At 71.6% G+C, this 19,845-nt stretch carries 16 protein-coding genes; 6 read left to right on the plus strand and 10 right to left on the minus strand.

What is annotated here, in order from left to right:
- Positions 1-56: 56 nt before the first annotated feature.
- From Mth01_RS18620 to Mth01_RS18640, 5 genes are all read right to left on the minus strand, one after another.
- Positions 57-212 carry a hypothetical protein gene (locus tag Mth01_RS18620; protein WP_204017158.1) on the minus strand — a complete coding sequence of 52 codons (156 nt, stop codon included), beginning with the start codon at positions 210-212 and terminating at the stop codon, positions 57-59.
- Between the two features lie 103 nt (positions 213-315).
- A complete protein-coding gene (locus Mth01_RS18625) occupies positions 316-660 on the minus strand; it encodes a hypothetical protein (RefSeq protein WP_204017159.1) in 345 nt (114 codons plus the stop codon).
- A 117-nt stretch (positions 661-777) separates the two neighbouring features.
- Positions 778-2,610, minus strand: a complete 1,833-nt coding sequence (locus tag Mth01_RS18630) for a hydantoinase B/oxoprolinase family protein (protein ID WP_239089797.1) — start codon at positions 2,608-2,610, stop codon at positions 778-780.
- A complete protein-coding gene (locus tag Mth01_RS18635; protein WP_204017160.1) occupies positions 2,607-4,670 on the minus strand; it encodes a hydantoinase/oxoprolinase family protein in 2,064 nt (687 codons plus the stop codon). Before Mth01_RS18635 ends, Mth01_RS18630 begins: the two co-directional genes overlap by 4 nt.
- Positions 4,671-4,762: 92 nt before the next feature.
- On the minus strand, positions 4,763-5,419 hold the full coding sequence (locus tag Mth01_RS18640) for an SRPBCC family protein (protein ID WP_204017191.1): 657 nt from the start codon (positions 5,417-5,419) through the stop codon (positions 4,763-4,765).
- A gap of 159 nt (positions 5,420-5,578) precedes the next feature.
- Here Mth01_RS18640 and Mth01_RS18645 point away from each other — a divergent pair, with 159 nt between their 5' ends.
- The 3 genes from Mth01_RS18645 (at position 5,579) to cydB (ending at position 9,035) form a co-directional block, all read left to right on the plus strand.
- Complete coding sequence (locus Mth01_RS18645; RefSeq protein WP_204017161.1) at positions 5,579-6,439, plus strand: polysaccharide deacetylase family protein; 861 nt, start codon at positions 5,579-5,581, stop codon at positions 6,437-6,439.
- A 243-nt stretch (positions 6,440-6,682) separates the two neighbouring features.
- Positions 6,683-8,119 carry a cytochrome ubiquinol oxidase subunit I gene (locus tag Mth01_RS18650; protein ID WP_204017162.1) on the plus strand — a complete coding sequence of 479 codons (1,437 nt, stop codon included), beginning with the start codon at positions 6,683-6,685 and terminating at the stop codon, positions 8,117-8,119.
- A gap of 10 nt (positions 8,120-8,129) precedes the next feature.
- Complete coding sequence (gene cydB, locus Mth01_RS18655; protein WP_204017163.1) at positions 8,130-9,035, plus strand: cytochrome d ubiquinol oxidase subunit II; 906 nt, start codon at positions 8,130-8,132, stop codon at positions 9,033-9,035.
- On the opposite strand, the gene cutA is transcribed toward cydB, so the two are convergent.
- The 5 genes from cutA to Mth01_RS18680 form a co-directional block, all read right to left on the minus strand.
- Positions 9,025-11,409: an aerobic carbon-monoxide dehydrogenase large subunit gene (cutA, locus tag Mth01_RS18660; protein ID WP_204017164.1), complete on the minus strand. Its 2,385-nt coding sequence runs from the start codon at positions 11,407-11,409 to the stop codon at positions 9,025-9,027. The genes cydB and cutA overlap by 11 nt on opposite strands.
- The gene (locus Mth01_RS18665) at positions 11,406-11,909 is read right to left on the minus strand and encodes a (2Fe-2S)-binding protein (RefSeq protein ID WP_204017165.1); all 504 of its coding nucleotides are present in this window, start codon (positions 11,907-11,909) and stop codon (positions 11,406-11,408) included. Before Mth01_RS18665 ends, cutA begins: the two co-directional genes overlap by 4 nt.
- On the minus strand, positions 11,906-12,787 hold the full coding sequence (locus Mth01_RS18670) for an FAD binding domain-containing protein (RefSeq protein ID WP_204017166.1): 882 nt from the start codon (positions 12,785-12,787) through the stop codon (positions 11,906-11,908). The genes Mth01_RS18665 and Mth01_RS18670 overlap by 4 nt, the downstream gene beginning before the upstream one ends.
- Before the next feature lie 18 nt (positions 12,788-12,805).
- Entirely contained in the window at positions 12,806-14,176 is a 1,371-nt protein-coding gene (locus tag Mth01_RS18675; protein ID WP_204017167.1) for a uracil-xanthine permease family protein, read from the minus strand.
- A gap of 109 nt (positions 14,177-14,285) precedes the next feature.
- Positions 14,286-15,878: a PucR family transcriptional regulator gene (locus Mth01_RS18680; RefSeq protein WP_204017168.1), complete on the minus strand. Its 1,593-nt coding sequence runs from the start codon at positions 15,876-15,878 to the stop codon at positions 14,286-14,288.
- Between the two features lie 150 nt (positions 15,879-16,028).
- Here Mth01_RS18680 and Mth01_RS18685 point away from each other — a divergent pair, with 150 nt between their 5' ends.
- The 3 genes from Mth01_RS18685 to Mth01_RS18695 are packed head-to-tail and all read left to right on the plus strand — an operon-like array spanning position 16,029 to position 19,812.
- Positions 16,029-16,940: a DUF2877 domain-containing protein gene (locus Mth01_RS18685; protein ID WP_204017169.1), complete on the plus strand. Its 912-nt coding sequence runs from the start codon at positions 16,029-16,031 to the stop codon at positions 16,938-16,940.
- Positions 16,937-18,385, plus strand: a complete 1,449-nt coding sequence (locus tag Mth01_RS18690; protein WP_239089798.1) for an FdrA family protein — start codon at positions 16,937-16,939, stop codon at positions 18,383-18,385. The genes Mth01_RS18685 and Mth01_RS18690 overlap by 4 nt, the downstream gene beginning before the upstream one ends.
- On the plus strand, positions 18,382-19,812 hold the full coding sequence (locus Mth01_RS18695; RefSeq protein ID WP_204017170.1) for a YlbE family protein: 1,431 nt from the start codon (positions 18,382-18,384) through the stop codon (positions 19,810-19,812). Before Mth01_RS18690 ends, Mth01_RS18695 begins: the two co-directional genes overlap by 4 nt.
- Positions 19,813-19,845 lie beyond the last annotated feature (33 nt).

Here is a 19,845-nt window from a genome sequence, read left to right on the forward strand (position 1 = left end):
CCCCAGCGTTTTTGGTCGGATGTGGACGCCCGCACCCCTTCCCTCAGGTCTCAGGCTCAGCGCCTGTGCCGCTGTTCCCGCCACTGGTCCACGAAATGGCGCAGCCGCTGCCGCGTGTGCGGGTCGCGGGTCATCGTCCTGGCCTTGTCACGGGTCTGGCGGCCCGACTGGCTGTTCAGGTAGTTCCTGATCCGCTCCATGATCGACGGCATCTGTCGTCACCCCCCGTACGCCGGACTGTTTACCGGCTTATCCGGATACGGTTACCCACCGTCGCCAAGGTCAATCACCCACGCGGCCTCTCGTGCCGATCGATCAGGGGATCACATCGATGACGCGGCCCGTCAGCCACCGAGACAATGCGTCGGCGACCACATCGGGGACGGTCGGCGTGATGGTCTCGCAGTCCTCCCCGGACTCGTCCCGAAAGAGGATCTCGTAGGTCTCGTCTTCCCGTAGAGACACCCGTGCACGCCACTCGGCGTCGGCCTGGTCGGGTTGGACCGTCATGAACGTGTTGTCCACATGGTTCAGCTCGTTGATCAACACGACGAGCGCCACATGCGAGGGATCGTCGACGTGGTAACCGTCCTGGGTCCTGGCACAGTAGTGCCGCGCGGCCATCTCCGCCCCCTTCTCGCCGACCGGCTGGAACCCCAAGCATGGCAGATATCGTCACCGTACGTAGCATCTTCATCACTATTCGCTCAACGGGATCACGACGAAACCGACCGTCGGCACCGGTGACGCATCGCGGTTCCTCTGATCGAGGCGGCCTCAGATCGTGTCGACATCCGGGTAGGGGGGGCCGCCGGAGAGGCGGGCATATCCGGGGCCGCGGTCGAAGAACGGGGTGTCCTCGGGCGCGGCCGCGCGCAGTTCCGCCCGTAGCCGCTCGGTCGCCTCGGCGTCGATCCGCAGGTCGTCCCGCGGGCCTGACAGCACGACGCCGTAGTCGTCGCGGGCGCCCTGCACCGACACCTTGCCGTCGCGGACGTCGGCCGCGACCCGTTCGGCCGGGCGGTCGTACGGCGAGCCCCAGCCGCCGCCCCCGGTGGTGCGGATCCTGACGATCTCTCCGGCCCGCACCGGGAAGTCGTCGACCAGGCCCTCCATCTCCACCCCGTTGACGGTGACGACGAAGGGCCGCCCGGCGTGGCCGCCGTTCACGCCCCAGCAGGACAGGATCGACCGGTCCGCGATCGACATGTACGACGCGTCCCGCAGCATGTGGATGTGCTTGTCGTAGCCGAGGCCGCCGCGGAACTCCCCCGGCCCGCCGCTGTCGACGGCCAGCCCCAGCCGCTCGACCCGCATCGGCCAGCGGGCCTCGGCGAACTCGACCGGGATGTTCCGCGAGTCCGGCACGACGTGGATCGTGTCCTCACCATCGGCGTACCACCGGCCGCCGGAGCCGCCGCCGAGCACCTCGCGCATCAGGTACGGACCGTCGTCGGAGGTTCCGTACACGCCGGTGTAGCGGATGGTCTCCTGGTCGGCCGGCATCCGGCCGCCGGTCGCCTTGGCCAGCACCCCGGCCAGCACGCCCAGCAGCCTGAGGATGACGAACGTGCGGGCGTTGGTCGGCGCCGGGAAGATCGGCGTGAGCAGTGTGCCCTTCTCCGGGAAGACCATCGTGATCAGCGGCACGACGCCCTCGTTGACGTCCAGCTCGGCCATCCGCTCGGGCGTGTCGGCGAGGTTGCGCAGGATCGGGGCGAGCCATTTCTTCAGGAAGACCCCGTCGGCGTAGTCGCCCGCGTGGTTGATCGGCCCCTTGGCCTGCGGCGAGGTGCCGGTGAAGTCGATGGTCAGCGGCGCTTGCGCGGAGTGGTCGACGGTCAGCGTGATCCGCTGGGTGTGCAGCCGCGGCTCGTCCACCCCGTCGTGCTCGGCGTAGTCCTCCCAGACGTGCACCCCCTCGGGGATCTTCGCCAGCAGCTCCCGGCGGAACGTCTCGGTGGTCTTGGAGATGATCGCGTCGAAGCAGCTCTCGACGGCCGCCCGGCCGTACCGGTCGAACAGCTCGCCGAGGCGGCGCGCCCCCATCAGGCAGGCCGAGCACTCCGCGTCGAGGTCGCCGGCGAGCGAGTCGGGCATCCGGGAGTTGCGCGTCATGATCGTCAGTGCGGCGCGGTTGGGCACGCCGCGGTCCCAGAGCTTGATCGGGGGGACCATGAGGCCCTCCTCGAAGGCGCTGCGGGCGTGCGAGGGCATCGATCCCGGTACGGCGCCGCCGATGTCGTCGTGGTGGCCGAACGCCTGGACGAACGCCACGACCTGCCCGGCGTGGAACACCGGCACGGTGACGCACAGGTCGGGGAGGTGTCCGATGCCGCCCTCGGACAGGTAGACGTCGTTGTGGAAGAAGACGTCGCCCGGCCGCATCGTCTCGACCGGGAAGTCCCGCACGATCGGCTGCACCAGCGCCGAGTACGACCTGCCGGTCAGCTTGCGCAGCCGTACGTCATGGATGCCGGCCCGGAAGTCGTGCGCGTCGCGGATCATCGGCGACCTGGCGGTCCGCGCGATCGCGGTCTCCACCTCCGTCTCGACGGAGGCGAGCGTACCCTCGACGATCTCCACGAGGATCGGATCGACAATGCTCAACGGTCGCTCACCACCAGCAGGTTTCCGTAGTCGTCCATGGTCGCCGTGAAACCGGGATGCACCGGGAGGGTCGAGCCGTACTCCTCGATGACCGCGGGGCCGCGCACCACGGCGCCGGCGCCGAGGCCGGTGCGGCGGTAGACGACCGTGCGGCCCCACTGCTCGTAGTACACGTCGCGGGTGCACACCGGGCTGGGTTCGTCCTCCTGGCGCGGCAGCCGGGCTATCGCGGGACGGGTGATCGGGCCGATGCCGGACACCCGGAGGTTGACCCATTCGACGGCGTGCCGGGGGTCGTCGCGGTAGCCGTACCCGTAGAGCCGCTCGTGCTCGGCATGGAACCGCTCGGTGACCGCGGCGGCCCACGCCTCGTCCACCGGGCCGTCGGGGGCGGCCACCCTGACCTCGTACGCCTGGCCGAAGTACCGCAGATCGGCGCTGCGCGCGTACACGTGGTCGGCGAAGCCCTCACGGTCGAGCGCGGCGGCGGCCTCGGCCTCCAGCTCGGTGAAGATCTCCCCCACGGCCTCGGGCGAGGGGTCGCGCGACACGTGCGTACGGACATAGTCGTTCTTGACGTCGACCGTGAGCAGGCCGAACGCCGAGACGTTGCCCGGGTCGGGCGGGACGATCGCGGCGCGCAGGCCCAGGATGTCGATCAGTGAGCAGGCCAGCAGCGGCCCGGACCCGCCGAAGGCGACCATCGGGAAGTCCCGCACGTCGAGGCCGCGCTTGATGGTTATCTGGCGGATGGCGTTCGACTGGTTGAACGCGCTGATCTCCAGGATGCCGGTGGCGCAGCGCTCGGGGGTCAGGCCGAGCTTTCCCGCCAGCGCCTCGATTCCGGCGCGCGCGGCCGCGACATCGAGGGGGATCTCGCCGCCGAGCAGGTGCGGGGGCACCCGGCCGAGGTAGACGTGGGCGTCGGTGACGGTGACCTCGGTGCCGCCCTTGCCGTAGCAGATCGGGCCGGGGTCCGCGCCGGCCGATCTCGGCCCGACCTTGAGCGTCCCCTCGGGTGAGATCCACGCGATCGAACCGCCGCCGGCCCCGACCGTCACAATGTCGATCATGGGGATCTTGCACGGGTAGCGGCCGATCGTGCCCTCGGTGGTCAGGGACGGCTCGCCGTCGACGATCACGGCGACGTCGGTGGAGGTGCCGCCGCCGTCGAGCGTGATGGCCCCGGAATGACCGCCCACGCCGGCGATCAGCGCCGCGCCGAGGGCGCCGGCCGCCGGGCCGGACAGGACCGTGGTGATCGGCTGGTGCACGACCTCGGACGCCGACAGGATCCCGCCGTTGCTCTTCATGACCGAGAACCCGCGGCCGAGCCGCTGCGACAGGTTGGCGATGTACCGCCGCATGATCGGTTTCACGGCGGCGTCGACCAGCGTGGTGACCGAGCGCTCGTACTCCCGGTACTCCCGCAGGACGTCGCTCGACAGCGACACGACGGCGTCGGGGTGCTCCCGCGTCAGGACCTCGCGCATCCGCCGCTCGTGCTCGGGGTTCGCGTAGGAATGCAGGAAGCACACCCCGATCGCGGTCACGCCGTTGTCCCTGAACCACCGGGCCACCTCGACGGCCTGCGTCTCGTCGAACGGCCGGACCTCCCGGCCGAGGTGGTCGACGCGCCCGCCGACGGCCTTCACGCGGTGCGCCGGGACGATCCTCGGTGGTTTCACCCAGAAGTAGGAGTTGCCGTACCCGTCCGGCACGCTCTGCCTGGCGATCTCCAGGATGAGCTCGAAGCCCTCGGTGGTGACGAACCCGAGATCGGCGGTGCCGCGGTCCTCCAGGAGCTGGTTGGTGGCGACGGTCGTGCCGTGCACGATCGCGACTGTGTTGAACACCCGGGGCGCACCGAGGTCCACGTCGCCGCCGGTGCCGTCATGGGCCTCCAGCACCTTGTGCACGGCCGCCATGAACCCGTCGGCGGGATTGGCAGGAGTCGATGGGGTCTTGGTCGTGATGATCTGACCGGTCTCCTCGTCGACGAGGACCACGTCGGTGAACGTGCCTCCGGTGTCGACCCCGATGCGGACGCTGCTGGGCATGCTCAGTGTCTACCTGTCCGGACCGATCCGCAGAACCGGCGCACTCTGCCGAATAATCGCCATCTCGTCGTCACACCCTGCCACCGGATCCGCTACCCGCGCCGCTGCCGGCCGAGCAGCCAGCCGATGACGGCGCTGCCGAGCGCGATCCCGGCGCCCATGCCGAACGCGGTGAGCACCGGCCACGCCGGGCCGCCCGTACGCGCCGTGCGGGGGGCGGCGGGCCGGGTGAAGACCTCCGGGCTCCCACCTGCGGCGGCCGACGCCGTTTCGGATTCGGCGGCGGACTCAGGTGCGGACTTGGCGGCCTGCCCGGACAGGAGGTGACGCTCGACGGCGGAGAAGAACTCTCCGGCGGTGCGCTTGGCCACCGAACCGAGCATGCGCTGGCCCACGCCGCCGATCATGCCGCCGACCACGGCCTCCGCCTCGTAGTCGACGCGGGTGCCGCCCTCGGCTTCGCTGAGCCGTACCCGAACCGTGGCCTCGACGGTGCCCGGCGCGCCCTGGCCGCGGGCGCGCAGCACGAACCGCTCCGGCTCCTCCGGTTCTGCGAGGGCCACCTCCCCCTGGTAGACGCCCTTGAACGAGGCGACGCCCGCCGTCACCGTCATCTTGTAGACGTCCTCGCCCATCGCCTCCAGCCGCTCGCAGCCGGGGATCGTCCGTGCCAGGACGCCGGGGTCCTGGAGGGCGTCCCAGACCCGCTTGCGCTCCACTCCGAGCAGTGCACTGCCCACGACCTTCATGGCCACCTCCGATGCCGAGCACCTTAGACACTCACCGACATCGGCGAGAACGGCAACATCTGCTTACACGGCGGTTTTGGCCTCGTCAGGTCTCTTTCGGGGATGACGAGGATGCCCGGATGATCCGCTTGAGCCAAATTTGGGACAAGATGGCCGGTTATGAAGGGCAAACGACGACTGACCGGCCTGATCATCGGACTCACCTTCGCCGCCGGCTGCGGCGGCGGTGTCACGAGTGCGGGGTCACCGGGTTCGTCGAAGTCGCACAGCCCATCGGGCACCCGGTCTCCCGCCACGCCCCGCGTCTCCCCGCCACCGCGGACCGGGCTCCCCCGGCCGGGCGAGGTGGCGCGGATCCCCGTGCCGGCCAACGGGGTGCCGGTGATCAGCAGCATCCCCACGAAGCGGAAGGTCGTCTTCCTGACCATCGACGACGGGTGGGAGCAGGATCCCGGGTTTCTGCGCCAGGTGCGCGACCAGCGCATCCCGATCACGGTGTTCGCCATGCGGGACGCGGTCGAGGCCACCGGCTCGCCCGACGCCGCCTCGGGAGGCGGCCGGTACGTGGGCGCCGGCGGGTGGGACTACTTCCGCGAACTGCGGGACGCCGGCGCGCCCATCGAAGGCCACACCCTCACCCATCCCAATTTGCGGGCCCTCGGCTACGAACGGCAGAAGGCGGAGATCTGCGGGATGAGCACCCTCATCCGCCGGGAGGTCGGACGCCGTCCCGCGCTGCTGCGGCCACCGTTCGGCAACTACAACGCGGACACCATCCGGGCGGCCGCCACGTGCGACATCAAGGCGATCATGATGTGGACCGCGACCGTCCAGCCGGAAGGAAAGATCGCCTATCAGGTGCCGGACAAGCGACTGCGTCCGGGCGACATTCTGCTGCTGCACTTCCGGCCCAACCTGGCCAGGGACTTCCGAGTGCTGGTCAAGAAGATCAAGCGTCGCGGGTTCGAGATCGGCGACCTGGGCGCCTACCTGAAGGCGGCAGGAGTGCCCGTCTCCTGAACCTCGTCCGCCCCGAGGCGTACGGCGGAATCAGCCGCGCGGGGGACGCGCGGGGCGCCCCCTTCCCCCGATCCTTCATCCCGCCGGACCGTTCGCCGCGGTGCCCGGCACGCCGGGCGGGGGAAGGGCGGGGGCGCCACCCGGTTGTGACGAAGATCGCACCCACGGGAGGAAGCAATGCTCTACAAATCGTAGTACTACTGATCGTAGGACTACTCGCTGTAGAGTTCCGCGAGAGGGGACATGGACGCGCTGGACCTGGCACGGTGGCAGTTCGGGGTCACCACCGTGTACCACTTTCTTTTCGTACCTCTGACGATCGGTCTCGGCGTGTTCGTCGCCGCCATGCAGACCGCCTGGCACCGGACGGGCAAGGCCCACTACCTGACCCTCACCAGGTTCTTCGGGAAGCTCTTCCTGATCAACTTCGCGATGGGCGTGGTCACCGGACTGGTGCAGGAGTTCCAGTTCGGGATGAACTGGAGTGAGTACTCCACCTTCGTGGGTGACGTCTTCGGGGCGCCGCTGGCGATGGAGGCGCTGCTCGCCTTCTTCCTGGAGTCGACGTTCCTCGGCCTGTGGATCTTCGGGTGGGACCGGCTGCCCAAGCGGGTGCACCTCGCCTGTCTGTGGGCCGCGGTCATCGGATCCAACCTGTCGGCCTACTTCATCCTCGCCGCCAACGCGTGGATGAAGCACCCGGTCGGCTACGAGGTGGTCGACGGCCGGGCCAGGATGACCGACCTGTGGGCCGTGCTGACCAACTCCACGGCGCTCGCCCAGGTGCCCCACGTGGTCGGCGCGGCGTTCGTCGTCGCCGGGGGCTTCGTCCTGGCGGTCAGCGGCTACCGGCTCCTGCGGGAACGCGGCAGCGGCGAGCGGCCCCACATGTGGCGGGCGGCCCTGCGCACCGCCCTGGTCATGACGGCGATCGCCGGTGTCGTGGTCGCGGCGAGCGGCGACCTGTCCGGGCGGTTGCTGCACGAGCAGCAGCCGATGAAGCTCGCCGCCGCCGAGGGGCTGCGGCACGACACGGCCGGCGCGTCGTTCAGCGTCGTGCCCGGCGTCGAGGTGCCCGGCATGCTCAGCCTGCTCGCGGCGCACGATCCGGCCGCCGTCGTGCAGGGTGTGGACGACGTCCAGGCCCGGTACGAGCAGGAGTTCGGCCCGGCCGACTACATGCCGAACCTCCCGGTGATCTACTGGTCGTTCCGGGTGATGATCGGCTTCGGCATGGCCACGGTCGGGCTGTCCGCCCTCGGGCTGTGGCTCACCAGGCGCGGGCGTGGACACGGGCACGGCCGCGGGCGGCGCCGTACGGCACAGGCGGTCCCCGACTGGTTCGCCCGCGCGTGTGTGCTGGCCCTCCCGCTGCCGACGCTGGCGGTCATCGCCGGCTGGCTGCTCAGCGAGATCGGCCGCCAGCCGTGGACCGTGCAGGGCGAGCTCATGACGGCGGCGAGCGTCTCACCCGGCGTCAGCCTGACCGAGGTCGCGATCTCCCTCGCCGTCTTCACGGTCCTGTACGGCGTGCTCGCCGTCGCCGAGGGGGCGCTGCTCGTGCGCCACATCAAGGCGGGTCCGGAGGACCGGCCCGGCGATCACCCCGAACGGCCCGTGCCCGCCCCCGCCGAGACCGAGCCGGGCGAGGCGCGGCTCACTCCCACGCTGATGTACTGAGGAGCAGACCATGGTCACGTTCTGGTTCATAGTGATCGCGTTCCTCTGGACGGGCTACTTCGTGCTGGAGGGGTTCGACTTCGGGGTGGGCGCGCTGCTGCCGGTGCTGACACGCGGCGATGCCGAGCGCAGGCAGCTGCTCGGCACCATCGGGCCCGTGTGGGACGGCAACGAGGTGTGGCTGATCACCGCGATCGGTGCGATGTTCGCCGCGTTCCCGGCCTGGTACTCGGGACTGCTGAGCGGCTACTACCTGCCCTTCTTCCTGGTCGTCGTGGGTCTCATCGCGCGCGGCATCGGCCTGGAGTGGCGGGGCAAGGTCGCCTCCCGGCGGGAGGTCGCCCTGTGCGACGCCGGCATCGTGACCGGCAGCGTGCTGACCGCGTTCCTGTGGGGCGCGATCTTCGGCCACCTCGTCCGCGGCACCGCGGCCGCGACCGTCATCGGGGGCGCGCTGTCCCTGTCGGTCGCCGTGCTGCACGGCGCGGTGTTCCTGTCGCTCAAGACCACCGGACCGGTCCGCGTCCGGGCCCGGCGGGCCGCGCTGCTCGCCTCGGCCGGCGCGATCCCCCTGGCGGTGCTGGCACTGCCCGGCATCGCCGACGCGGCGCCGTCGACCTGGCTCTGGGGCGTCGCGCTCGCGGCGACGGCCGCGCTCGCCGTCGGTGTCGCGCTGATCGCCCGGCGACGTGAAGGCGCGGCCTTCACCGCCACGACCGCGTTCATCATGCTGTCCACGGCCACGCTCTTCAGCGCGCTGTGGCGGGCTCCCCTGCCCGGGCTGACCGTGGCCGAGGCCGCCTCGGCTCCCTACACACTGACCGTCCTCACCTGGATCGGCCTGCTCGCCCTGCCCGGCGTGCTCGCCTACCAGGCCTGGACGTACTGGGTCTTCCGCAGGCGCCTCACCGTGTGAGGCGCAGGGTGTGGAGGTCTGATGGGGAGATCGGCATCCGGTCGATGGGGATGCCCTCGGCGTCTTCGATCGCGGAGGCGATGACCGCCGAGACCGGGATCACCCCGGCCTCGCCGGCGCCCTTGATGCCGAGCGGGTTGAGCGGCGACGGCGTCTCCAGGTGGGCGGTCTCGATGCGGGGCACCTCGGTGGCGTAGGGCATCAGGAAGTCCATGAACGACGCGTTGAGCAGCTGGCCGTGCTCGTCGTAGGCCATCTTCTCGTAGAGCGCGCCGCCGACGCCCTGGGCCACGCCACCGTGGATCTGCCCCTCGACGATCATCGGGTTGATCAGCCTGCCGCAGTCGTGGACGACGGCGTAGCGCAGGATCTCGATCTCGGCGGTCAGCGGGTCGGTCCGCACAATGGCCGCGTGCATGCCGCAGGCGAAGGTCGACCGGATCGGCGAGTAGTAGTCCTTGCCCTCCAGTCCCGGCTCCTGCCCCTCCTCGATGGGCGGCCGGTCCATCGATGATGCCCCGGAGAACTGCGTGGCCCGCTGGGCCTCCTCGTCGAAGGCGTACCGCAGCGGGTTGGACAGCACGGCGACGGTCGCCAGCGGGATCGACGCCGACGGCGCGCCGGCCACGTGGACGACCCCGTCGGTGATCTCCAGGTCGCGCGGGTCGGCCTCCAGGGCGTCGGCCGCGATCCGCAGCGCCTTCTCGCGCACCTTCCGGCAGGCGAGCGCGATGGCGTTGCCGCTCATGACCGCGGCACGCGAGGCGAAGGTGCCCACGGCGTACCCGAACCGCCGGGTGTCGCCGGTGACCACCGACACCTTCTCGATCGGCACGCCGAGTTCGGTGGCGGCGATCTGGGCGAACACGGTCTCATGACCCTGCCCCTGCGAGGTCAGTCCGGTCGACACGTGGACCCGGCCGTCGGAGGTGATCTGCACGTGGCCGCCCTCGTACGGTCCGACCCCGGTGCCCTCGACGTAGCAGCCCAGCCCGATGCCGATCGTGCGGCCCTCGGCGGCGGCCGCGGCCTTCAGCTCCGGGAAGGAGTCCCAGCCGATCAGCTCCTTCAGCATGCGCAGCGCCTCGGGATAGTTCCCGCTGTCGTAGATCAGCGGCCGGCCGTCCTGGAAGATCAGGCCCTGGTCGTAGGGGAACTCGTCGGACTGGATGAAGTTCGCCGCGCGCACCTCGGTCCGGTCCAGGCCGAGATGCGCGGCGATCTTGTCCATCGTCCGCTCCATGCAGAACACGCCCTGCGGGCGCCCCGCGCCCCGGTACGGCGTGACCTGCACGGTGTTGGTGTAGATCGAGGAGAACTCCACCCGGTAGGCGCCGATCTTGTACGGCCCGAGCAGCTGGGTGGAGGTGATGATCGGCACGATGATTCCGTACGGCGTGTAGGCGCCGTGGTCGTGCAGGATGTTCACGTCGAGGCCGAGGACGCGGCCGTCGTCGTCGAAGCCGACCCGGACGTACTGCACCTGGCCCCGCTCGTGGGCGGAGGAGACGAAGTGCTCCCGGCGGTCCTCGGTCCACTTGACCTCGCCGCCGAGCAGCCGGGCCGCCCACGGGATCAGGACCTCCTCCGGCCACGGATGGACGATCTTCACGCCGAAGCCGCCGCCCACGTCCGGCGCGATGACCTCGACCTTGGGCAGCGGCAGTCCCAGCTTGGCCGCGATCGCCATCCGCACGCTGGTGGACGACTGCGTGGAGGAGTAGACGCGCAGCGACCGGTCGTCGTCGTCCCAGCGGGCGTACACCCCCCTGCCTTCCAGCGGCATGCTGGCGCTGCGCTCGACGTCCAGCCGGAACGCGAGCGTGTGCGGGGCGGTCTCGACGGCCTCGCGGGCCGACCTCCCGTCGGCCGACGGCACCTCCTGGACCAGGTGCGCCCCGACGTTGCCCGGCACGTCCCCGTGTACGAGGTGTACGGCCCGGGCCGCCTCCTCCACCCCGACCACCGGCGTGAGGATCTCGTAGTCGACGCGGATCAGCGAGCAGGCGTCCTCGGCCAGGTACCGGTCGCGGGCGACGACCATGACCACGGGCTCCCCGACATGCCGGACGATCTCGCGGGCGAGCGGACAGGCCGTGCGGCCGTGCGTCAGCGCGGGATGCGGGATCAGCAGCGGCAGCGGCTCGGCCAGCGCGCCCGGCAGGTCCTCCCAGGTGTAGATGGCGACCAGCCCGTCCACGTCGAGCGCCGCCGAGACGTCGATGTCCAGGATCCGGGCGTGCGCGTGCGGCGATCTGACGAAGGCGGCGGCCGGCGCACCCGCGCCGAGGTCGTCGAGGTAGCGGCCCCGGCCGGTGATGAGCCTGGCGTCCTCGCGCCGCTGGACCGGCTCCCCGAACAGTTTCGTCGTCACCGGGCCCCCTCCTCCTTGTCGGCTCGGGTCTCGGCCTGGAGTTCGGCCGCGCGGTGGACCGCCTTGATGATGTTCTGGTAGCCGGTGCAGCGGCACAGGTTTCCGGAGATCGCCTCGACGACCTCCTCGTCGGTCGGTGCGGCGTTCTCCCGCAGGAAGGCCGTCACCGTGCACAGGAAGCCGGGGGTGCAGAAGCCGCACTGCAGGCCGTGGCACTCGGCGAAGGCCCGCTGCGCCGGCGACAACGTGCCGTCGGCGGCCGCCAGTCCCTCGACCGTGGTGATCTCGTGGCCGTCCGCGGTCGCCGCGAACATCAGGCACGAGCGGACCGGCTCGCCGTCGAGCAGCACCGTGCAGGCGCCGCAGACTCCGTGCTCGCAACCGACGTGGGTGCCGGTCAGGCCCAGATCGTGGCGCAGGCAGTCCGACAGCAGCCGCCGCGCGGGCACCGTCGCCTCCCGCACGACGCCGTTCACGGTCAGCGTGATCGGGTGGTTCATGTCCCCTCTTCTCCGGCCGCTTCGACGGCGGCGCCGCGCAGCGCCCGTACGGCGAGCACGCCGGTGAGATGCCGGCGGTAGTCGGCGGTCGCGTGGATGTCCGCTTCCGGCTCGATCCGGTCCCGTACGGCGGCCGCCGCCGCGGCCCAGTCGGCGGACGCCTCCGGACGTCCCCCACATGCATCGGCGACGTCCACGACCACCGGGATCGGGCCCACGCTGACGCAGGCGACCCGGGCCGCCGCGATGCGGAAGTCCTCGTCCAGCGTCACCGCGGCCGCCACCCCCGCCATCGCGTAGTCGCCGTGCCGCCTGGCCACCTCGCAGAACGCGGTGCCCGACCGCGGCGGCCGCGCGGGGAAGAACGCGGAGACGGCCAGCTCTCCCGGTGCCGCGGCCGACTCCATCGGCCCGGTGAAGAACTCCGCCGCCGCCACCTCGCGCTCGCCGCCCCGGTGGGCGAGCCGTACGGAACCTCCGAGCAGGGCGAGAACCGCGGGCAGCTCGGCGGAGGGGTCGGCGTGTACGAGGCTGCCGACCACGGTTCCCCGGTTGCGGATCACCGGGTGGGCGACCAGGCGCAGCGCCTGGCCCAGCAGCGGCTGGACGGCCGCGGCCGGGGTGGACCGCTCGACGGTCGCGTGCCGGGCCAGTGCGCCCACGCGGACCCCGCCGGGTCCGGCCTCGACCGTGGCCAGCTCGGTCAGCCGGTTGATGTCGACGAGGTGCGCCGGCGCGGCCAACCGCATGTTGAGCAGCGGGATCAGGCTCTGGCCGCCCGCCAGGACCTTGCCGCCGTCCGGGCCGACCCGGGCGAGGACGTCGAGCGCCTCATCCAGGTCGGCCGGGGCGTGATAGTCGAACGGAGACGGTTTCACCGGCGTGGAACCTGCCTGTCAGCCGACCGCCGGGTCCTGTTCGCGTCCGATCTCCCCAACGGAGGCCTCCTTTGCCGGTCTGCGCGCGATGGCGCGGAGCAGGTGATATCCACCAAGTACCACGATGGTGCCGAACGCGATGCCGGCCAGCGAGAAGTCGCCGGTGACCTGGTGGGAGACCGGGCCGATGGCGAGGATGATGCCCGCGCCGACCGGCACCATGTTGATCGGGTCGGCGAAGTCCACCCGGTTCTCGACCCAGATCTTCGCGCCGAGCATGCCGATCATGCCGTAGAGGATGACCGTGATGCCGCCGAGCACGCCGCCGGGCGTGGCGGCGACGAGCGCGCCGAACTTCGGGCACAGGCCGAACAGGATCGCGACGATCGCCGCGACGTAGTAGGCGGCGGTCGAGTAGACCCGGGTCGCCGCCATGACGCCGATGTTCTCGGCGTAGGTGGTGGTCGGCGAGCCGCCGACCGCGCTGGCGATCACGGTGCCGACGCCGTCGGCCGCGATGGCCTTGCCCATGTGGGGGTCGACGTCGGCGCCGGTCATCTCGCCGACGGCCTTGACGTGGCCGACGTTCTCCGCGATCAGGGCGATCACCGCGGGCAGCACGAGCACGACCGCCGACACCTGGAAGGTCGGCGCGTGGAAGTTCGGCAGGCCGATCCAGTCGGCGTCGATCACGCTCTGGAAGCTCACCCGGGGGTGCGTGTCGATCTCACCGATGCCCGCGTTGAACGCGGTGATGTCCCCGAAGACCTTGTCCACGACCCAGGACAGGACGTAACCGAAGACCAGCCCGAGCAGGATGCCGATCCGGCCCAGGAACCCGCGGAACAGCACGATGATCAGGAACGTCGCGATCATGGTGATCAGGGCGATCCAGGGGTCTTGCGGCCAGTAGGTTTCGGCCACCACGAAGGCGAGGCCGAAGCCGATCAGCATGACCACCGCGCCGGTCACGACCGGCGGGAAGATCCGGTTGATGATCTGGGCGCCGAGGAAGTGGACCGCCACACCGATGGCGATGACCACCACGCCGACGACGAGGATCGCACCGGTGACCGTGGCGCTGTCGCCTCCGGCCGCGCGGATGGCGACCACGCCGCCGACGAACGCGGCCGAACTGCCGACGTAGCTGGGGATCTTGCCCTGCACGATGAGCAGGAAAATGATCGTCGCGACACCCGACATCATCACGGCGATGTTGGGGTCGAGTCCCATGACCAGGGGGAACACGAATGTGGCGCCGAACATCGCGATGACGTGCTGGGCGCCGATGCCGACCGTGCGCGGCCAGCTCAGGCGCTCATCGGGCTTTACTACCTCACCCGGCGCCAGGTTTCGCCCATCGCCGTGTACTTTCCATTTCAGAGCCATATGAAGCCCCTTCGGGTAACGGGCCGTGGGCCGGTGGCCACCCGCACTCGACCGTTTGGGGCACTTTAGGTCTGGCCGCGCCCATAGACATGGGCATGATCTGCCAAACTCAGATGCCCCGCATGCGCAGTACGTGCAGTGCCAGCGTGAGGTTGAGCCGGAGGTGGGCGTCCTCGGTGAAGTTGCCCAGCATGCGTTCCAGCTTCCCGATGCGATAGCGCAGCGTGTTGTAGTGGAAGTGCAGCCGGCGGGCCGTCTCCGCCACGTTGAGGTTGGTGTCCAGCAACATCTGCAGGGTGCGCCGCAGGTCGGCGTTCTCGGCGTCGTCGTCCCCGGCCAGTGAGCCCAGCGTCTCGCGCACGAACGCGTGCAACTCACCCGTGTCGTTCACCAGCGACAGCAGCCGGTAGACGCCCAGCTCGTCGAAGTGGGCCACCGCCCCCGCGCCGTGGAGCTGGCGGCCCACCCGGGCGGCCTTCAGGGCCTGGCCGTACGCCCCCGGAATCGCGTCGACCCCGTCGGCGACACGGCTGAGACCGGTGGAGAACGTGCCGTCGCAGACGGCGGCGAGCGCTTCGCGGGCGAGCCTGGTCGTGTCCACCGCGGCCCCGACGATCGCGACCACCTCGTGTGAGAACCCGGCCACCGCGCCGCGCGGGTCGTGCCTGCGGACGGCCGCCTGCCAGGCGGCGAGCATGCGGTCCTGGACCGGCCGGTCCTCGGCGTCCGGGTCGAGCTCGGCCACCACGACGCCGACCCGGCGCTCCAGGTCCCAGCCGAACCCCCTGGCCCGCTCGGCCACCCTGGTCCCGCCCCGGCCGGTGAGCACGTCCCTGAGGAAGTCGGCACGGTACTTGCTCTCGACCGCGGTGACCGCCTCCTGCCGGGTGATGACCAGGGCGGCGACGGTCGCCGCGCGTTCGAGCAGCCCGATGTCGCTGGGGGTGAGCGGACCGGCCGCGCCGTACGCGATGATCTTGCCGTGGTGGTGGCCCCCGGCGACCACCGGCACCGCGGTGCAGCGCCCGCCACCGGACGTCCTGCTCCCGCGCGGCACGACCAACTCCTCGCGCAGCAGCGCCACCTGATCGGCCTCCCCCGCCGTGGCGAGGATCCGGCCGGAGGTGTCGACCATGGCCACGGCCACCTGAAGCAGCCCGGCCACCTCGGCTGCCACCTCGCGCATCCCGCCCCCGGCGAGCACGATCTGCACGAGCGCACGATGCGCCTCCTCCGCGCGCGCGAGGGTCGCGGCCTGGCGGTTGAGGATGTCGGTGAGCACCTGGTTGAGGATGTCGTCGAAGGCGACGTCGTTGGGGAGCAGGATCAGCGGGAAACCGAGCCGGTCGGCCTGCTCGACCATCTCGCCGGGCAGTTCGTCCAGATAGCGCCCGAGCTTGATCGCCAGCGCGGCCAGGCCGCGCTCGTCGAGATCCGCCACCAGGCGGTCCAGCGACTGCGGGGTGTTGCGCAGCGGATAGCCGGTGGTGAGCAGCAACTCGTGCGGCTTCACCCAGGCGAGGATGTCGGGCACCTCCATGACGTTGAGCCGCTGGACGATGCGGTCCAGGCCGCTCCGCCCCGCGATCAGCCGGGCCTCCGCGAGAGTCGACACCCCCAGCACCTCGCCGACGGACACTCCGTACAGGATCGTTCCGGTGCTGGCCAGACGCATCGCCGGAGGAGCCGGATCGTTCTTCATGGGCAGATTGTGCCCGACCGACCTTCCTGGCAGGAAGAGCCAAGCATTCGCCGGACTGTTGGCATCTTTCCCCGTACGGGCTCCGCCGGTGGCGCTTTAGCGTCGGCAGCAGATGGCCGAGGTGTCCCGGCCGGCAGGAGGGGAGGTCCGGTGACCGTTGGCACGCGCCCTCGAAGGGTGACGCGGGTGACCGGGGCGGCCAGCGCCGCCCTGCGCTCCACACTGGAGTCGCCGCGCCGGCCCGCCCGCGTGCTGGCGGCCTTCCCGCTCGCGGTCTACCTGGAGGTCAGGAGCGAGACAGAACCGCACGTCATCGCGGTCGTCACCGGAGAGGCCAGCCGGCTGCCCAACGCGGTCGTGCTGACCGAGCCGCTCGACGGGCTCTCCTCGGGCGACGAGGGCTGGGCGGGCGACGGAACCGTCGGGATCGGCGGGCTGGAGGTCGGGGTCCGCCGGTGGTGGGACCCGGCGCCGCCGTTGGGCGCCGCCGATCCGGTACGGCTGCCCGCCGCCCTGGCCGTGCTCGACGCGATCGGCGCCAGGTCGCCCCGGCGGCCGGGGCTGGACCCGGCCGGAGCCCCGGCCCTGCTGGCGCGGGGCTGCCTGTCCGGCTCCCTGGTGGACGGTGTCACGGCGGCCGAGGGACTCATCGGACTCGGCCCGGGACTGACCCCGAGCGGCGACGACATGCTGTCGGGGCTGCTGGTCACGCTGCGGCACCTCGGCCGGGCCGCGGACGCACCCGGTGCCGTGCGGCTGGCCGACTGGCTCGCGGCCGCGGTGACCTACGACGCCCGCACCCGGACGACGCCGATCTCGGCCACCCTGCTCCACTGCGCCGCCCACGGTCAGGCCGGCCCGGAGGTGCTGGGGGTGCTGCGCGGCGTCGCAGGTCTCCAGGCGCTGGAGCCCGCGGTCCACCGTCTGCTCCGCCTCGGCCACACCTCGGGCGCCGACATGCTGCTGGGCATCCGCATCGGCCTGTCCGCCGTCATCGCCGAGGCCGCCCCGTCCGAGGCCGCCCCGTCCGAGGCCGTCATGTCCGGGAAGGAGCGTTCTTGAACGATCTGGTGGAAGTCCGCGCCGGGGTCTACCGCGACTCGGTGAGCCTGATGCGCGTGAGCCGGGCGCTGACCGCCCGGCCATGGGTGAGCGTCGCCCTCGTCGCGATGGCCACCGCGCTCAACGTCGAGATGGCCCGCGACCTCGGCTTCGCCGTACCCGGCACCGCGACGCCGGGTGACCTGCTCGTCGCGATCAGGGCCGGGTCCGCCGACGAACTGGCGGATGCCGCCGCCGACCTGGAGCGGCACCTGGCCGAGCGGGGTTCTGCGGCCGGATCCGGTGGGGCCCGGACCGAGGGGGCACGGCCCGGTGGCACGCTCCCCCGCACCGTGCGCTCGGCGGCCAGAACGGCGCAGGCGTCCGCGGCCCCCGCGACCCCCGCGACCCTGGCCCTCGTCAGCGTCCCCGGGGAGCACGCCTTCGCCGAGGCGATGGACGCGGTGGCGGCCGGGCTGTCGGTCATGATCTTCAGCGACAACATGCCGATCGAGCAGGAGATCCTGCTCAAGGACCGGGCCCGTGAGCGGGGCGTCCTCGTGATGGGACCCGACTGCGGCACCGCGGTGATCGGCGGCGCGGGCCTGGGCTTCGCCAACGTGCTGCGGCCCGGCCCGGTCGGCGTGGTCGCCGCCTCCGGCACCGGCGCCCAGCAGGTGACGAGCCTGCTCGACCTCGCCGGGGTGGGGGTCGGCCACGTGCTCGGCGTGGGCGGCCGGGACCTGTCCGCCGAGGTCGGCGGGCGCTCCACCATCCAGGCGCTGCGCGCGCTCGACGCGGACCCCGCGACCGAGCTCATCGTGCTGATCTCCAAACCGCCCGCTCCCGAGGTGGCCCGGGCCGTACGGGACCTGAGCCTCACCAAGCCGATCGTCGCCGCGCTGCTCGGGCCGGGCCAGGACGACCTGACGGCAGCGGCTGCGAAGGTGCTCAGCACGCTCGGCGTCCCCGTCCCCGGGTGGCCGCACTGGCCGGCCCCGCGGCCGCTGTCGGGCGGCGGGCCGCTGCGCGGGCTCTACTGCGGCGGCACGCTCTGCACGGAGGCGGAACTGATCACGCGGGCGATGCCCGCCCGGGAAACCGCCGAGTTCACCGACTTCGGCGCGGACGAGTACACCCGTGGCCGCGCGCACCCGATGATCGACCCGGCGCTGCGCCTGGAGGCGCTAGCCGCCGTGGACCGCGGCGTGGTGCTGCTCGACGTCGTGCTGGGCCACGGCGCCGACCCCGACCCGGCCGCTTCGCTTGCGCCCGGGCTCGCGCGGGCCGCCGCCCGGGGCGTGGCCGCCGTGGTCGCACTGGTCGGCACCGACGGCGACCCGCAGGGCCTGCGCGCTCAGGCCGCCCGGCTGAACGAGGCCGGCGCCGCCGTGTTCACCTCCAACGCGGCGGCGGCCCGCCACGCCGCGCGCCTGGCCGTACCCCTGACCGGAGGAGCGGTATGACCCTCTCGATGCTGAACGGCGAGCCCCATGTGATCACGGTGGGCGCCGAGATCCTCGGCGAGGCTCTGGACCGGCAGGCCGTGCCGAGGACCGGGGTGGACTGGCGGCCGCCGATGGCCGGGGTGGCCGCCGACGTCCTGGCCGGGGTGCTGGCCGACCCGCGCCGTGAGCGCGCCAACGAGACCGCCGTGGGCAGGCTGGTGTCCGCCCGGCCCCGGCTCGTCGGGGTACGACCGGCCCGCGAGGTGCTCGGCCTGGAACCGGGCACGTTCTTCCACGCCGGCCCGCCCATCACCTGGGACCGGGCCTCCGGGCCGATGCGGGGCGCGCTGATCGGCGCGATGCTCTTCGAGGGCCTGGCCCGCACGCCGGAGGAGGCCGAGGCGGCGCTGGCGGCGGCCACCGGCCCGGACGGGGGCGCGGGAAGCGGCCGCGGCGTCACGCTCGACTCCTGCCACCACCATCGCACGGTCGGGCCGATGGCGGGCGTGGTCAGCCCGTCGATGTGGATGCTGGAGGTCGCCGACGACGAGCACGGCGGCACGGCGTACTGCTCGCTCAACGAGGGCCTGGGCAAGGTGCTGCGGTACGGCGCGTACGGCCCCGAGGTGATCGACCGCCTCCGCTGGATGGGCGAGGTGCTGGGGCCGGTGCTCCGGGCGGCGCTGGAGCGGTGCGGGCCGATCGACCTACGGTCGCTGACCGCACAGGCCCTGCAGATGGGCGACGAGTTGCACAACCGCAACCGGGCGGCCACCTCGCTGCTGGTCCGCGAGATCGCCCCCGCCGTCGTGGAGGCGGCGCCGGACCGGGCCGCCGAAGTTCTCCGTTTCATCAACGGAAACGATCATTTCTTCCTCAATGCGGGAATGGCCGCGGCGAAAGTAAGCGCCGACGCGGCCAGGAACGTTCCCGGTTCCAGCCTCGTCGTGGCGATGGCGCGCAACGGGACCGATTTCGGGATTCAGATATCCGGGCTGGGCGACCGCTGGTTCACCGGCCCCGCCGGGGTGCCGGACGGCCTGTACCTCGGCGCGTACGGCCCGGCCGACGCCAACCCCGACATCGGTGACTCCACCATCACGGAGACGACCGGGCTGGGCGGGTTCGCGATGGCGGCCGCCCCGGCGATCGTGCGGTTCGTCGGCGGCGACGTCGCGGACGCGGTGACCGCCACGACCTCGATGTACGAGATCACGCTGGCCGAGCACCCGGCGTACCAGATCCCCGGTCTCGGCTTCCGCGGCACCCCGGTAGGCATCGACGTCACACTGGTGGCGCGCACCGGACTGCTGCCGGTCGTCAACACCGGGATCGCCGGGCGCGTGGCCGGGACCGGTCAGGTGGGCGCCGGTCTGGTGAGCCCGCCCGCCGAGGCGTTCACCACCGCGCTGGAAGCGCTGGCCGGAGCACTGAATTCCCCTTGACCGCCAATTGACTCTAGTATCGGTGGTCAGCCT

The sequence above is a fragment of the Sphaerimonospora thailandensis genome, assembly GCF_016863115.1.
In the GTDB taxonomy this organism is placed as follows: Bacteria; Actinomycetota; Actinomycetes; order Streptosporangiales; family Streptosporangiaceae; genus Sphaerimonospora; species Sphaerimonospora cavernae.

Bases quoted from the DNA above. Each gene is read 5' to 3' on its own strand.
- Mth01_RS18645 (WP_204017161.1), top strand. From the start codon at position 5,579: ATGAAGGGCAAACGACGACTGACCGGCCTGATCATCGGACTCACCTTC.
- Mth01_RS18680 (WP_204017168.1), bottom strand. From the start codon at position 15,878: ATGAAGAACGATCCGGCTCCTCCGGCGATGCGTCTGGCCAGCACCGGA.
- Mth01_RS18620 (WP_204017158.1), bottom strand. From the start codon at position 212: ATGCCGTCGATCATGGAGCGGATCAGGAACTACCTGAACAGCCAGTCG.
- Mth01_RS18695 (WP_204017170.1), top strand. From the start codon at position 18,382: ATGACCCTCTCGATGCTGAACGGCGAGCCCCATGTGATCACGGTGGGC.
- cydB (WP_204017163.1), top strand. From the start codon at position 8,130: ATGGTCACGTTCTGGTTCATAGTGATCGCGTTCCTCTGGACGGGCTAC.
- Mth01_RS18640 (WP_204017191.1), bottom strand. From the start codon at position 5,419: ATGAAGGTCGTGGGCAGTGCACTGCTCGGAGTGGAGCGCAAGCGGGTC.
- Mth01_RS18635 (WP_204017160.1), bottom strand. From the start codon at position 4,670: ATGCCCAGCAGCGTCCGCATCGGGGTCGACACCGGAGGCACGTTCACC.
- Mth01_RS18665 (WP_204017165.1), bottom strand. From the start codon at position 11,909: ATGAACCACCCGATCACGCTGACCGTGAACGGCGTCGTGCGGGAGGCG.
- Mth01_RS18675 (WP_204017167.1), bottom strand. From the start codon at position 14,176: ATGGCTCTGAAATGGAAAGTACACGGCGATGGGCGAAACCTGGCGCCG.
- Mth01_RS18650 (WP_204017162.1), top strand. From the start codon at position 6,683: ATGGACGCGCTGGACCTGGCACGGTGGCAGTTCGGGGTCACCACCGTG.